This is a genomic window from Bacillus sp. RC252 (genome assembly GCF_044909215.1).
Classification (GTDB): Bacteria; Bacillota; Bacilli; order Bacillales; family Bacillaceae_G; genus Bacillus_A; species Bacillus_A mycoides.
Window position 1 is genome coordinate 96697 of sequence record NZ_JBIYDV010000008.1, and the last position, 13948, is coordinate 110644.

16 protein-coding genes and 1 tRNA gene are annotated in these 13948 nt (G+C 33.5%); 5 read left to right on the top strand and 12 right to left on the bottom strand.

Annotated features, from left to right (window positions below; all coding sequences use genetic code 11):
• Window positions 1-149: 149 nt before the first annotated feature.
• Window positions 150-2537, bottom strand: coding sequence for a M6 family metalloprotease immune inhibitor InhA1 (inhA1, locus tag ABH960_RS13545; protein ID WP_098167303.1), 2388 nt, complete (start codon window positions 2535-2537; stop codon window positions 150-152).
• A 342-nt stretch (window positions 2538-2879) separates the two neighbouring features.
• Between inhA1 and ABH960_RS13550 the strand changes: the two genes are divergently transcribed.
• Both ABH960_RS13550 and ABH960_RS13555 read left to right on the top strand, forming a co-directional pair.
• A complete protein-coding gene (locus tag ABH960_RS13550; RefSeq protein WP_002011474.1) occupies window positions 2880-3014 on the top strand; it encodes an anti-repressor SinI family protein in 135 nt (44 codons plus the stop codon).
• A gap of 79 nt (window positions 3015-3093) precedes the next feature.
• On the top strand, window positions 3094-3417 hold the full coding sequence (locus ABH960_RS13555; RefSeq protein ID WP_002030429.1) for a helix-turn-helix domain-containing protein: 324 nt from the start codon (window positions 3094-3096) through the stop codon (window positions 3415-3417).
• A gap of 82 nt (window positions 3418-3499) precedes the next feature.
• Here the strand turns inward: ABH960_RS13555 and calY are convergent, their stop codons facing one another.
• The 6 genes from calY to ABH960_RS13585 all read right to left on the bottom strand — a co-directional run bounded on the left by calY (window position 3500) and on the right by ABH960_RS13585 (window position 8617).
• Window positions 3500-4093 carry a biofilm matrix protein CalY gene (gene calY / locus ABH960_RS13560; RefSeq protein ID WP_002030430.1) on the bottom strand — a complete coding sequence of 198 codons (594 nt, stop codon included), beginning with the start codon at window positions 4091-4093 and terminating at the stop codon, window positions 3500-3502.
• A 442-nt stretch (window positions 4094-4535) separates the two neighbouring features.
• Complete coding sequence (locus tag ABH960_RS13565; protein ID WP_078422193.1) at window positions 4536-5369, bottom strand: DUF4047 domain-containing protein; 834 nt, start codon at window positions 5367-5369, stop codon at window positions 4536-4538.
• Window positions 5370-5530: 161 nt separating this feature from the next.
• The gene (locus ABH960_RS13570) at window positions 5531-6118 is read right to left on the bottom strand and encodes a CalY family protein (protein WP_044437854.1); all 588 of its coding nucleotides are present in this window, start codon (window positions 6116-6118) and stop codon (window positions 5531-5533) included.
• Between the two features lie 62 nt (window positions 6119-6180).
• A complete protein-coding gene (gene sipW / locus ABH960_RS13575) occupies window positions 6181-6750 on the bottom strand; it encodes a signal peptidase I SipW (RefSeq protein ID WP_002064334.1) in 570 nt (189 codons plus the stop codon).
• A gap of 197 nt (window positions 6751-6947) precedes the next feature.
• Window positions 6948-8234, bottom strand: a complete 1287-nt coding sequence (locus tag ABH960_RS13580) for a D-alanyl-D-alanine carboxypeptidase family protein (RefSeq protein WP_404445748.1) — start codon at window positions 8232-8234, stop codon at window positions 6948-6950.
• Between the two features lie 155 nt (window positions 8235-8389).
• Complete coding sequence (locus ABH960_RS13585) at window positions 8390-8617, bottom strand: hypothetical protein (RefSeq protein ID WP_002064332.1); 228 nt, start codon at window positions 8615-8617, stop codon at window positions 8390-8392.
• 283 nt (window positions 8618-8900) lie between these two features.
• Between ABH960_RS13585 and ABH960_RS13590 the strand changes: the two genes are divergently transcribed.
• Complete coding sequence (locus tag ABH960_RS13590; RefSeq protein WP_404445751.1) at window positions 8901-9125, top strand: hypothetical protein; 225 nt, start codon at window positions 8901-8903, stop codon at window positions 9123-9125.
• Between the two features lie 190 nt (window positions 9126-9315).
• Window positions 9316-9388: transfer RNA gene (locus ABH960_RS13595), tRNA-Val, on the top strand.
• Between the two features lie 251 nt (window positions 9389-9639).
• Here ABH960_RS13595 and ABH960_RS13600 read toward each other — a convergent pair.
• Genes ABH960_RS13600 through ABH960_RS13620 form a run of 5 tightly spaced genes read right to left on the bottom strand, consistent with a single transcriptional unit; the run spans window position 9640 to window position 12755 of the window.
• The gene (locus tag ABH960_RS13600; protein ID WP_193663429.1) at window positions 9640-9918 is read right to left on the bottom strand and encodes an aldehyde dehydrogenase; all 279 of its coding nucleotides are present in this window, start codon (window positions 9916-9918) and stop codon (window positions 9640-9642) included.
• A gap of 44 nt (window positions 9919-9962) precedes the next feature.
• Window positions 9963-10331, bottom strand: coding sequence for a hypothetical protein (locus tag ABH960_RS13605; RefSeq protein WP_340951665.1), 369 nt, complete (start codon window positions 10329-10331; stop codon window positions 9963-9965).
• A 25-nt stretch (window positions 10332-10356) separates the two neighbouring features.
• Entirely contained in the window at window positions 10357-11466 is a 1110-nt protein-coding gene (locus ABH960_RS13610; protein ID WP_340951662.1) for a site-specific integrase, read from the bottom strand.
• The gene (locus ABH960_RS13615) at window positions 11467-11664 is read right to left on the bottom strand and encodes a helix-turn-helix domain-containing protein (protein WP_048557220.1); all 198 of its coding nucleotides are present in this window, start codon (window positions 11662-11664) and stop codon (window positions 11467-11469) included.
• A 14-nt stretch (window positions 11665-11678) separates the two neighbouring features.
• Window positions 11679-12755, bottom strand: a complete 1077-nt coding sequence (locus tag ABH960_RS13620) for a replication initiation factor (protein WP_193663432.1) — start codon at window positions 12753-12755, stop codon at window positions 11679-11681.
• 552 nt (window positions 12756-13307) lie between these two features.
• Between ABH960_RS13620 and ABH960_RS13625 the strand changes: the two genes are divergently transcribed.
• The gene (locus tag ABH960_RS13625; protein ID WP_227494697.1) at window positions 13308-13757 is read left to right on the top strand and encodes a helix-turn-helix domain-containing protein; all 450 of its coding nucleotides are present in this window, start codon (window positions 13308-13310) and stop codon (window positions 13755-13757) included.
• Window positions 13758-13948 lie beyond the last annotated feature (191 nt).

The following is a 13948-nucleotide window of genomic DNA, read 5'->3' on the forward strand; positions in this document are numbered from 1 at the left end:
CTTCTCCCACTATTTTTATCCAATTCTTTCATTATTTATATAGAACTTTTTTACTCGTAAAATTACATTATATATAATTTTTTCTTTTATATAAAATTCATTGCTCACAAAAAACTACCGAAAGAAAATCTCCCGGTAGTTTTACTGTATTAACGGTATAAACGAACAGCACCTGCAGAATTATCATCAGCTTGTCCTACTACTTCAAACTTCAGACCAAGCTTCGGTAAAATACGTCCTGCATCTGGAATCTGCTCATTAATATACTTTTTAGAGTCATCGAACTTCGGTACCCCTGGTAATCCATCGTATACGAATGTTCCACGCGTTGGAGATACAACTTTCCAAGCTGGCGTTTTGTCGAATGAGAACGCCGCATCAGCAATTTGGAATCGCGTACTGCTTGTAAATGTTGGTTTGCCATTTAAAGTTCCTGCAATTGCTTCTGGATGAGAGTCAACTACACCAAGGAAACCATGTCCTGGATGTATGCCAACCCAGTTATCTGTGTAAGCTGAATCCGCATACCATACAACCATACCAGTGTTATATACTGGACCGCGAGCAAATTTCAATGCGTTATCTGAACCCGCATAGTTTCTCCACTCTACATAGTAGTTATGCTTTTTCTTATCCATTCCGTTAGATGCAACGAAACCGTCCAATTTGAATTGTGGTGTACCTTCTGCATCATCAGAGAATGCAACTTTACCATCTACTGTTAATGACGCATTATCAAGAGCAAATCCGTTTAACGCTAAACCACCATCCGTAATGTACTCAAATGTTAATTTCACTTTCTTACCTTTGAACTGACTTAAATCATATGATTTATCAATCCATTTTCCATTTGTCGTAGCTGCATTTCCACTATTTGCTTTCTCACCAATTCTTTCAATCAACGTTTTTTGTCCATCTTCTGTTACAGCGTGTACTTCAAGGAAATCGTACTCTGCTTCGATTTCATACAATGACTTATAATCGAATTTTGCAGTCGTTGCTTTCGTTAAATCGAATAGTGGTGTTTCCATCGTTGTATGAAGGTCATCACCTTTTGTGCTGTAGTAATACTGTTTACCAAATGCAGGCTGAATTCCTTTTACATCTTTATCTGGTAAGTTAACACGAATCAGACCTGGACGATCTGACTTCGTAACACTTTGGTCTAAGTATGTTGCAAGACCGATACCTTTATTTAATTTCTCGTAATCTACTTCTACGATATTCGCCCAGTTACCACCGATTGTTTTTTGGAAAAACTCTTTATTTTGTGGTGATAAACTCGTTGGCGTTGTTCCTGCGATTTTACCAGCCCAGCTTCCGCCACTCATAATAGACCAAGCTTCAACCGGTTCACCATCACCGCTATACTGTGTATCATACTCATCTGGAAGACCTAAATCATGGCCATATTCATGTGCGAATACACCAACCGCGCCATCTTCTGGTTCAATTGTGTAGTCGAAAGCTGCCATATTTCCGCCCCAATATGGAACTTTCGCTTGTGTACCTTCAATTGCGAATGGTTTTGGTCCAACTGTCCAGCGATGTGACCAAATTGCATCATCACCTAATTTACCACCGCCAGCTTCTTGTCCAACACCCGCATGAATAATCATTAAGTGATCGATTAAACCGTCCGGTTGATTTTGATTCCCATCACCATTTACATCATATTGATCGAACTGATCAAACTGTGATAAATCAAGTCCGCTATCTACAGCCGCTTTTAATGCATCTTTTACTAGATCACGTGGTCCTTTTGGTCCTTTATTATCATGACCTGTACCAGCATCTGCACCGTAATCAGCAGCTTTACCTGGAACTGTTAACCATTTTGTGACTGTTCCGTCCACTGTGTAACTACCACCTGATTGCTCTTCGTAATATTGTTTAAACGTTTCGATTTTGCTTCCATCCTCTAACGCGAATGGCTCATTACCGAATAACATTTTTTCATAATGTTCTTTGTTAAAATCGTTAGAATACATGTAGCCAGGCTCTTTATCAATATTGTTATGCTTGAAATCAGCGTACTCTACAAGTAAAACAAGTACTTTATCTTTACGAACTTCACCGTTATACTCTTTTTGCTTAGCAGGTGAAGTTGGTACTTTCCCATTTAAGCCTCCTCTAACTGGACCTGTTCCTGCTGTAGTCCCGTTTGCTGGCTGCTCTGATTTTTCTTTCGTATCTGCCTTTGCATCTTTCACTTTCTTTAAAAAGTCAGATGCATCTTTCGTAAGTTGGTCCCCACTTGCCGCTTCTTTCCCAGGATTTTCACCCTTCTTTTTCTCTACATACTTTTCGACAGCTTTCTTTGTTTCTGTCCCTGAAGCAGATGAATCAATTACCCCACGTTTTTTTAGCGCATTTGCTAATCTCTCTTCTGGGATTAAGTGATCATCAACTGGGCTTGTAGCTGTCTTGTTCTCCGGCGTTTCAGCATATACAGACTGGCTTCCAGCACCAAACGACAAGCCTAGAACAGCTGTCAAAGCAATTGATGATAACACTTTAAATGGTTTCTTTTTCATCCCTTATTGCCTCCCCTAATATAAAATATGTATTACATACTTTATATTATTAAAAATTCAATATATTTTCAATATTTAGTTATATTATGTAATTTTTTTAATATATTTGTAAAAATTTCATAGTTAGTATACGAATATATCACAATTCAACAATGTTTTCAGAAAATATTGAAAATATTTGTCAGAAACTTTATAATCGCCATAGAGGGAATTTAATGGGGATTTTATCTTTGTTTCATCTACAAAATATTTGATAATTCACTATATAAAATACAAAATCCGATTGCATTATCATATATTCTGTAGCAGCAATTATGACCACTAATTAGGGAGGAATTACATTTGTACAAAGATAAGGCTGACTCACTAGATCAAGAATGGATTGATTTAATACTTGAAGCTCTAGATGCTGGCATTGCCCTGCAAGATATTGAACACTTTTTTCAACGTATGAAGCATACGAGCCAGGCTCAATAGCCTCGTTCTTTTTAACGAAGTTTATGTTATAATAATCACATCATAAGACGACTACATATTGATAGAAAGGTGCGCAAATATGATAGGAGAACGTATAAAACGCCTTCGTTTACAAAAAGGCATTTCACTAACAGAACTCGCCGAAAAAGCTGGTGTCGCTAAATCTTACATTAGTTCTATAGAACGGAATTTACAAAAAAACCCTTCTATTCAGTTTCTTGAAAAAATTGCAGCTGTTCTACAAATTCCAGTTGATACTTTACTTCACGATGAAACAACAACGGAGGGTCACCTAGACTCCGAATGGACACAGCTCGTTAAAGATGCGATGAGCTCTGGTGTCTCAAAAGAACAGTTTCGTGAATTTCTCGAATTCACACAATGGAAGAAAAATCAACAATAATACATATAAAAGAGTGCTTAAAACGGGCACTTCTTTTTTTCTTTATAAAAAAAAGCGGGGAATCCCCCGCTTTTTTTATTTATTATTTTTCTTCTCCATCTGTTTGGTTAGCATTGAATGTCCATTCTAAGTTCAATGAATCGCCTTGGAATTTGTTTTGATCTTGACCATTCTCTTCGAATACAAATTGTACCCATAGATAGTCCTCTGTACCAGCTTCTAAGCCACCTTTTTCTCCCCACTCAGGAGCAAAGATGTCTTTAGCTAAAAGATCTGGATCAGCATTTTGTAAATCAGCTAAAGTTGTTTCATATACAGGCTCGCTTTGTTTATCCCAGTTCCAAAGGAATTTCACTTTAATATGCTTACCGAAGTCTTCACCAGCATTATCACCTTTTGCATCTTTCACAGTATACTTTGTCGCTAATTTAACATCTTTAATTGCTAAAGTACCGTCGTTCTTTAATAAGAACTCTTTCTTAACAGAATCCCCTGGTTTTAAATCTTTAATATCTACAAGCGTTTTAGGGTTTAATGTAAGATCTAACGTCCCAGCTGCAAATGTATTGTTTGATACTTCTTTATCGCTAAAGTAAGCGAATGTTCCTCCACCAATTAAAGATAACCCCAATGCTGCTGATGCAACTCCCATACCTAATTTCTTTTTCAGACTCACAATCAATTCCCCCTAGCTGTTTTTTGTATTTTTATCTCTTATTTCAAAATAAGAGGTGTAACTAAAACTATATTAGCTTAGCTAATATTTGTTCTTTTTTTAAAACCTTAAGTTCATTATAACGAACAAGACTATATAAATACAATATATATTTTGATTATTTTTATTTCTCAACATTTTTTCCTTTTTTTCAGAAAAGTATTGAGAAATAAAGTGAAGCCTTAATCAGTGTTTTTCTGTCCATCCCCACTGATCATTAACCTTCACCAAGCGGTGGGCTGCCAACTAACTTCCTCGCATTCGTTAAATTTTTAGGTGAAGACCTATACCCACGAATAGTGAAATAAGAAAAACAAAGCAAATAGGTGAGTCGTAAGGCTCTCTCACCTATTTTTCTTATCATTGTATTTATTCCTTCCGAAATGCTGCTGTATTTTACTTACTATTCCTTCTGTTCTTCCTGCTTCTTACTCTCTTCTAGTTTTTTCGCCTCTTCTTGCTTCTTACTCTCTTCTAGTTTTTTCGCCTCTTCCTGCTTCTTACTCTCTTCTAGTTTTTTCGCCTCTTCCTGCTTCTTGCTCTCTTCTAGCTTTTTCGCTTCTTCTTGCTTCTTACTCTCTTCTAACTTTTTCGCCTCTTCTTGTTTCTTGCTCTCTTCTAGCTTTTTCGCTTCTTCTTGCTTCTTACCCTCTTCTAATTTCTTTTGCTTCTCAGCCTCACTCACTTGCTTTGCTGTTTCATCTACTAATAATTTTTCAAAAGCTTGAATTTGTTTATCAATCACCTGTAAATTAACCTCTTTATCAACATACTCACAGTGCTCTTTAACTATATGAAAACCAGCATTCACATACGAGAATACTTGCTTATTAGATTCACTTTTATTTCCCTTTAACTCTTCTTTCACTTTGTTATAAGGATTTTCTATTGATGCATATACCTTTTGTAACAGTTCCCTCTCAGTAACAATTTTCTCACGTCCTTGCTTCCACGTAACAAGCGCCTGTTCTAATTCTTGAGTGGAAGTGAAAGTTACTTTCGATTTCATCTCTTCATACTCATGCAAAATTACTTCCTTATGTTGCTTAGCTTGTTCTGTCAACTGATCAACTGTTTTTGGAAAAATACTTGCTGTAGAAATTGTTGCCTGCACTTTCGTCTCATGAATGAAAGCTGCCTCTGTATACGTCATCATTTGAGAACCTAAATAAAAAGTAATAGAGCACAAACATGGCAATATAAGCATCTTTTTGAATTTGCGAGGTGCCTTCAGCATTTTAATCTCTCCTATCGAACAACTTGTTCTTTATCAAGAACTATACCTTTATTATAATAAAGTGAATTACAAAATGATATAAAAATTATGTTTCTTTTTACATTTCTCTTTTAACACAAAAAGAGACTACCACTTTTGATAGTCTCTTTTTGTTGTCATTATTATTTCGTTTCACCATCGCCTTGCTGTGCATCAAACGTCCAAGTTAATTGTAACTTATCGCCTTGGAATTCATTTTGGTCTTTTTTATTATCAACGAATTCAAATTTCACTTTGAATTTATCAGATTTACCTGCAGAAATACCTTTTTCATCCCAGAACCAAGCAGCTAAATCATTATTTACTGCTGTAAGTGTATCACCCTTCAATTTATCTAATGTAGTTTCTTTCACAATCGTCTCATGCTTATCTACATTTTTTAAGAATGTTACTTTAATATGTTTACCAAAATCATCTTTATTATCTTTCTTCGTATCTTCTACATTATAGTCTGTTTTTAATAGAACCTTTTTAATATCTAAAGAGCCTTTATTTTCTAGTTTAAATTCTTTTTCAATTGTATCACCAGGTTTTAAATTCGATACATTAACAACTGTTGATGGACTTAATGATAAATCAAGCGTACCAGCCGCAAATGTATTATTTGACACTTCTTTATCGCTAAAGAATGCAAATGTTCCTCCACCAACTAATGCTGCTCCTAATACTGCTGATGCGATACCCATTCCTAATTTTTTCTTTAAAGTCATGTCCATATCCCCTTAATATATATATTTGTTAACTTCCTAAACGGAAAGTATAACCAAACGAACTAGACGGATTGTTCTACTTTTTTATCTTTCTTTTCTCCGTCAATGCTACGAATAGCGCCAAAAATAGAAATTGCGGAATAGCCAAGTAAAAAGACTCCAGGAATAATGAGAAGTAATGCTGCTCCCGCTTTTGAACTCGCATAATTCAGTCCATAACCAACGTATGGAACTGTAATATCTGCATACTTTCCAATTACATTCTCTGCAAGTACTGGTGCTAAATCTGGTCCGTTGTTGTTATCCCCTTTTGTTTCATACATTACTTTTCCATTTGTATCTTTCACACCGATAATACGGTGAGTGATAATTTTGTCATCTTTCTCTTTAAACGTAATAACATCACCTTTTTTATATTTAGAACCATCTTTCGTTGGCTCTATCGCAATGATTGATCCTGTTAAAAATGTTGGTTCCATCGATCCTGAAAGAACGCTCTTAAATTGATATCCCATCACTGTTGGATCCCCGCCACTCGCTTTTGAAGAAATAACTACAAAAGCTAAACAAACCATTACCGCAAATAAAACAAATGAGATAACGTTGCTAATCACCTTCCAAATTAATTTCATCGTCTCTCTCCCTCTCCGTTGTTTTATGTTATTTGAAGTATACAATATCCACTTTAGTTCTCTAACAAGAACACAAGTAAATAATATAACGAACGATTTGGAAATGCAATAAGAAAATTTACAATTATTAGTTAAATCACTTTTGAAATGCATACAAAAAAGACCGTGACAAAATCTCATCACGGTCTACTAGCAATTTATTTTTCTTCTGATTTCATCCCTTGGTTATTTCGGCGCAGCACTACATATAAAATCGCTCCAAATAATACAATCGCACCGATCCCAACACTTATCACTTTCACATTCGATACCTTTACTTCAGGTGCAACTGTATCTTTTTTAGGCATCGCAAAAGTAACATCTTCTTTTGAAAGAACATTTATCGTCGCAATTGTTTGATTATTCTTCGTAATATCAACTACACCAACTATCTCACCACGATGGATTCCCTTATGATACAAAGAGTCTTTATCTAATGAAGCGGCTCGAAAAATAGTTTTCACATTTTTCCCTTCATCTTTCTTAAGCATAAGCTCAACACTTTTTTCTAACTCAGAATCAACATCTTTATTTAAATATGTTGTCTTTTGATGCCAACTATGTTTATCTAGCACCGTTTGTTTCGTAAATTGCCCAAAAGAATATTCCGCCATCTGCTTTAAATCCTCATAGATTTCAGGTCTTTGAGAAGCCATTACTACATTTATAATACGATTTCCATCTTTCTCATTTAATAAAACGAGCGTATTGCGCGCTTCATTCGTAAATCCTGTCTTACCACCAATGCTATATGGATTTTCAAAATAAGTAGACTTATTAAAAATAGAAACTGTTTGCGTAGATGTCGTAACCGTCGTTCTTTTCGTATTCATCGCTTGTAAAATTTCAGGATACTTTTGCACACCTCTCGTAATCATGGCCATATCATATGGCGTCGTATAATGATTGGGATCATGCAATCCATTTGGCGTTACAAAATGACTATCTTTAGCCCCTAATTGCTTCGCCTTTTCATTCATCATATTGGCGAAATTTTCAACACTTCCTCCAATACGCTCCGCAATCGCATACGACACATCATTCGCACTCAGCACCATTAAAATCATAAGTGCAGTATTTCTATTAATAGTCTCACCAGATTGAAACTCAATTTGATAATTACTCTTCTCTTGATCTAATGCTAATTGTGAAAACGTAAATTGATCCTCTGGCTTCGTATGCTCCATCAGTAAAATCGCCGTTAACACTTTCGTCATACTAGCAGGGAACGCACGATGATGTGCATTTTTGTCGTACAACATATCCCCTGTTTTCGCATCAATCGTAGTCGCAAACTGACTAAAAACATTCGGCCCTTCCGCAGGTGGTGGTGCCACTTGCTCCTGATTCACTCCAACATTCGTCTCAGCATATAACGTCATAGGTGTCAAAAAAAATAAACAAATAACCATAATAAAAGCCGAAATTTTCTTAAAATTAACCATATGACTCTCCCTTTTCACTTTACTTTCACACTCTATAAAATGACTCTACCAATCTATATGTAATTTGTATTAAATTGGAAGAATATTCACTGTTTTTTACTATATCATACTTTTACGATAAATAACATAAATATACAATAAAAAATAAGAAGGAATTACTCTTTCTTATCCTTCTCATCAATCAACGAATCTATTAACTTTTGTCCAGCTTCCTCGGCCGTAATCTCATCCGTCATCCCCATAAATGACCACCCTTTAGAATCGACCCACTCAACGAACTCTTGCAAAAACTCATCATGCGTCACATCCACATCAAGAATCGAACCATCAATCGAAATCGTTCTATTTCTAGACACACGCATCTTGAACGTTTTTCTTACCATTACAATTATTCTCCCTCTACTCCTGAATATTTATAAATATCTTGTACTTCTTTTATACATGATTTCTTGAAAATTGTAAAAAGGATATATTGGCCAATTTGCATATTAAAAATGAAAATCTCTTATTATATAACCCTCACACTACATTCATTTAGTCATAAATTACGGAATACATCCATATAAAAAAACAAACCAACTTACATTATATCACACCAAACACACTTGACTTTAGTACAATGAAATCGAATATATTAGAAAATACCTTAAAATGAGGAGGAACTCCATGGCGCGTTGTACGTATTGTAAAACGAAGTGGAAAATAAAAGATGTATGGTCAATACTCGTGACATTTGAAAAAGATTGTCCGTATTGTTTCGAAAGACAATATCTATCAAAGAAAACATTGAACGCTATGCCAGAACTTATAAGCTTACCTTTACACTTCTTATTCCCTTTTCTTGTTGATTTAAGCGATAAAGGTCCTTTGGATTGGTATCGGAAATCATAATATAACCGGTTTATTCAAAATCCACTTTCAATTAAATGCTCTTCTTATATATTCCTTAATACACTACTAGCCTGATTCCAAATACTTTACCTTTAAAAGATTACCACAAAAATATTGTAAAATTTCAGTTAATTATATATAATTGCTTTAGCATAATTATTAAAGATGCTGTTACATAAGCATTTTTGAAGATCCCGTAGCTCAGCAGGGAGAGCGCCACCTTGACAGGGTGGAGGTCGCTGGTTCGAACCCAGTCGGGATCATATGAAAAACCCCTTGATAGTCAAGGGGTTTCTATTTTATATTTATTAATTTTAAAGCCTTCACAGATTCTCTGGTCACATATTGGTCACCCTACCATAAAGTTGTTCATTTACTACCGCGCTCCGCTTGCTGTCCTCTACAAAATAATTTAGGACGTTGTCCTAAATCATTTCGTAAAGGATACAATTCGGATATTTATTCTACGACTTTTATCCCAAACATTTAATCAAATTATAATAATATTACGTTATTATTTATGTTTTTTTAATTCAATCTCTTTCCAACCATTAAACTCATAATAAAAAAGTTCAGGATCATATTCCCTAAGATTATACATAGATTTAGCATCTAAACGTTTATATAAATCTAAATGAAACCCAGCATATTTCTTCTTAACAGGATATAAAGGATATCCCATAATAAAAGCAAATTCTGCCCAATCAATTAAATTATTTTTATTACCACAACACACTTTTACATCTTCACATCTATAAACACTCTCACACTTCGTACAATAGCAATAAGACATCAATAATCTCCTTCAAATGTTTTTGTTTAATCGTCGTTTCATTCTTAAATATACTCTTGAAAAGCCGGATTAGATTCCCATTTTTGATCACTTACTAAGTCTATAAAATAGCTTATTACTTCCATATTATTTTTGTTGCGTATAAATCCAATAGGATCATTATCCTTCAACAATTCAGCAATTGAATTAAGTAAAAGAAAAGTAATTTTTTCATTAATTAAAAAGTCTTCTGTATCTTTTTGAATAAATCCGACGGGCAACTCATCAATTAAAAGTTTTATAGCCTTAACATTTGATTTCCATCCTTCATTTTGAATATCATCATCTTGAATAACCACTCTTATATCCTTGCCTTCAATAAAATTAATCGGTGTATTTTGTTTTAATAAATCATTTAAAACATTTTTCTCCATTTTAAACATCCTCCTGTACAATAACTTAGAATAATAGCTGATTTATTTTATTTGCAGTCTCAAGTTGCATACTCGGTAATACATGACTATAAGTATCTAATGTTACACGTATATTTGAATGTCCAAGTCGTTCTGCAACTACTTTAGGATGAACACCTTCTTTCAATAACAAAGTTGCATGTGTATGCCTTAAATCATGGAATCTAATCTTTGTTATATCTATTTTCTCTATTAAGCTATAAAAAGACCTTAATAAATTTCTAGGTAAACATGGTGTCCCAATATTTGTACATACAACAAGATCATGGTTTGTATATAAAATCCCTGCTACTCTTTTTTCATTATCAATGGTTTCTTTATGCTTTACTAAAAATTTTATTGTTTCATTAGGTAATGCAATGCTTCTTTGTCCAGACTTTGTTTTTGCTCCTGCTATTATTTTGTTCCCTGCATGATTTAAAGTCTGCTTAATTGAAAGTGTATTATTATTAAAATCAATATCTTTCCATCTTAGGGCTAATATCTCACCCTGTCGCATTCCTGTAGTAAGTGCCAAAAGGAATGCAATATAATATCTACTACTTTCTGCTACCTCTAGAAAGCCTTTTACCTCTCCTATATCCCAGACTTTTAATTCACTTTTATATGCTTTAGGTCTATCAACCAAAGAGGCAACATTACGTTTTATTAACCCCCACCTTTCAGCTTTTTTTAAAGAATCATTTATTAAAGAATGTATTTTTTGTACATTCTCCCTTGATAATAAATTATTCTTTATTATCTCATTATACAATTTTTGGATATCTATAGGTCTTATTCTGGAAATTTCTATGTTTCCTAGGTTAGGAATAATATATTTATGTATTAACCAACTATAAGTTTTAAAAGTTGATTCTTTTATAAGTATCTTTTTATCATCAAGCCAACTATTTAAATATTCTTTATACAACATTTTAGAAGGTTCACTAAATGTACCATCTTTTAAAAGAGCATGTTCTGCTTCAGTCAAAGCATTTTGTGCTTCCTTTTTTGTTCTAAAGCCCCTCTTCTTTTTTTGCCGTCTCTTTCCATTTATTCTCCCTAGTTCTAGTACATAATACCAACTATGACCATCTTTTTTTACAGAACCAGCCAATTAATTTTCCTCCTTTACATCGCTACCTTCTAACCAAGAGATAAAGACAGTCTTTAATACTTTAATTCTTCTCCCTATGCGAACTATATGAAAATCACCAGAGTTAACCAACTCATAAGCTTGTCTTCTTCCAATTCCTAATATTTGTTGAATATGTACAACATCTAGTACTGATGGGTATTGTTCTAATGTATTCATAAAATCCTCCTATTTTAGTACGAATGAGTTGATAAAAAACGTCTATTTCTTTGTATTTTTTCTTGATCAAAAGTAGTATTTTTCTTATCCAACTTTGATTCAGTCCATCTCTTTGCAATTCTAGTAGTAACCTCTAAACTATCATGGTTATTTAAAGCTCCTACTGAAATCAGTAAACCAGCAATTTGATCTAATAGCTGTTCTGTATTCCCTATTTTCACTTTTTTTCTTATAATGGGAGAAAAATTTTGTGTTAAATCTGCTTTTTGAACGACAGTCCACCTAGGATCTAGCGGCCACCTAGTTTTATTTTTATCTGATAATGGAACCTTAAGGGTTAACCATTCCATTGTTAAGTAAGACCAAATGTTATTTTCCTTTAGAATAAAATCTTCTATAGAGCTAACTCCAAATTCTTTTAGACATTTTCTTCTAATTTGAAATTCAACCCTCCATACAGATTTTATTTCATCCCACAAATGTTCTTTCCACAAATCATAAAACCAAAGCTTTTGAGATTTTTTCACTTCAAGCGTTTTATTATATATACGTGCCAACAATGGATCGCCACGCCCTATTGTAAAACCACTAAATTCACTTCCATTGTAATATTCATCATTTACAAAATGATTTACTTTCCCTCTTGCTCTAGTTACTACTTTCTCCAAATCATATTTAGTAAAAGGAGTTTCATCACTATCTACACATACATCAATCCTTGATAACTTTGTATCTGTTATAGAGACTCCAAAACCACTTAACCAATTAAGAAATTCTTTAACAGCCTTTTCAAAGCCAAGTGACCATAAATAAGATGCAAGAAACCGCACCTTAATCGGTGACGTATTTTTTACTTGCTTATCCATAAAGTACATTAGAAAATCATTACATGATACCTTATAGGAATAGAAAGGAATCCCATTTCTATGTACTTTTAAACTAATTCCGTTTATTTCAACTTCATACTCTTTGGATTCTTCTTGAGCTTTAGATTTTAATAAAGCTAGCATATCTAATGTGCTTTTAAAAGATTGAAAATAGTCAAAGACTTCAACTCCAAATTCAACTGTATCAATACCTTTAATAATCAATATATGTTCCTCCTTACCTGATGTTGTAATTAGAACCCCGCATGTTATATGGTTGCGGAGTTCTTAATCAATAAAAACTCCCAATCTTGATATACAACCTATGTAAGCCTCTGCTAGCCAGACGGCCAGTCCTTTAAGAGGCCTGGCCTTTCTAGCCTAGCTATCAACAACCTGGCAGGGCTTGCTCGCATTTCCAAATCAAGACCTAGCCAATCCTCATCTGTGTATCGACTTCACCTGTACAAAATCTTTTTCAAATTTCTATAATTCAATTAAAATAAACCTTTTATTGAATTATTCATTTTTATAACCGCTTTAAATATTTTTTGATCTCATCTAAAAAACTATGTGCACCAATACAAAATATCATTTATAACGGATTTCGTTAGTTTTACACAAAAAAATATAGATAGAAACTTAATATAACGGATTTAGTTAAATTATACTAACGTAATTCGTTATTTTCAACTGTTTTTTATATATTTTTCTCAAAATCCGTTAATAATGCTAAAATAAATATAGACATAACAAGGAATGGAGCGAACATTATTTATGAAAGAGAAGCAAATACTTGAGAAGTTTTCAATTGGATCTCAAATCAAATCACTGAGAAAAGAAAGAAAATGGACACAACAACAACTTGCAGAAAATATTAATGTTTCTTCTCAAGTGATATCAAACTGGGAAAGGGGATATACAATTCCTACTGCCAAAGATATTAAAATACTGGCAAACGAATTTAATGTTGATACAAATATGATTCTTACTGGTCATAGTACTGAAGAACTTACTAATTATGTTACAGGGACAATGGCAGTTAGTACATGGGTTCAAACTTTTGCAGACAATTTTGGATACGAACTAGTAGCTCAATTCTTAAATAATGATTTAAATATTGAAGAACTATTAAATTCCAATGTAAAGCTTAAATTTAATGGACAAACTCTAACAAATTCCGATAAACAAAAAATCCTTAATCTTATTAAAGTTCTATATCAATAATCTCTCTATGTTTCATAAAATATTTTATTTTTCAGGTGGTTATTAACTTATAACCACCCCCTATCCGGATTTAAAATATTATTCTTCTTCCCTTATATAAAAATTTATTCATGATCATTAAAATCACTATATTGTGATATCATATTTATATACATCGAAACAACCTTTAAGTACTATTCAACCCAATAAAT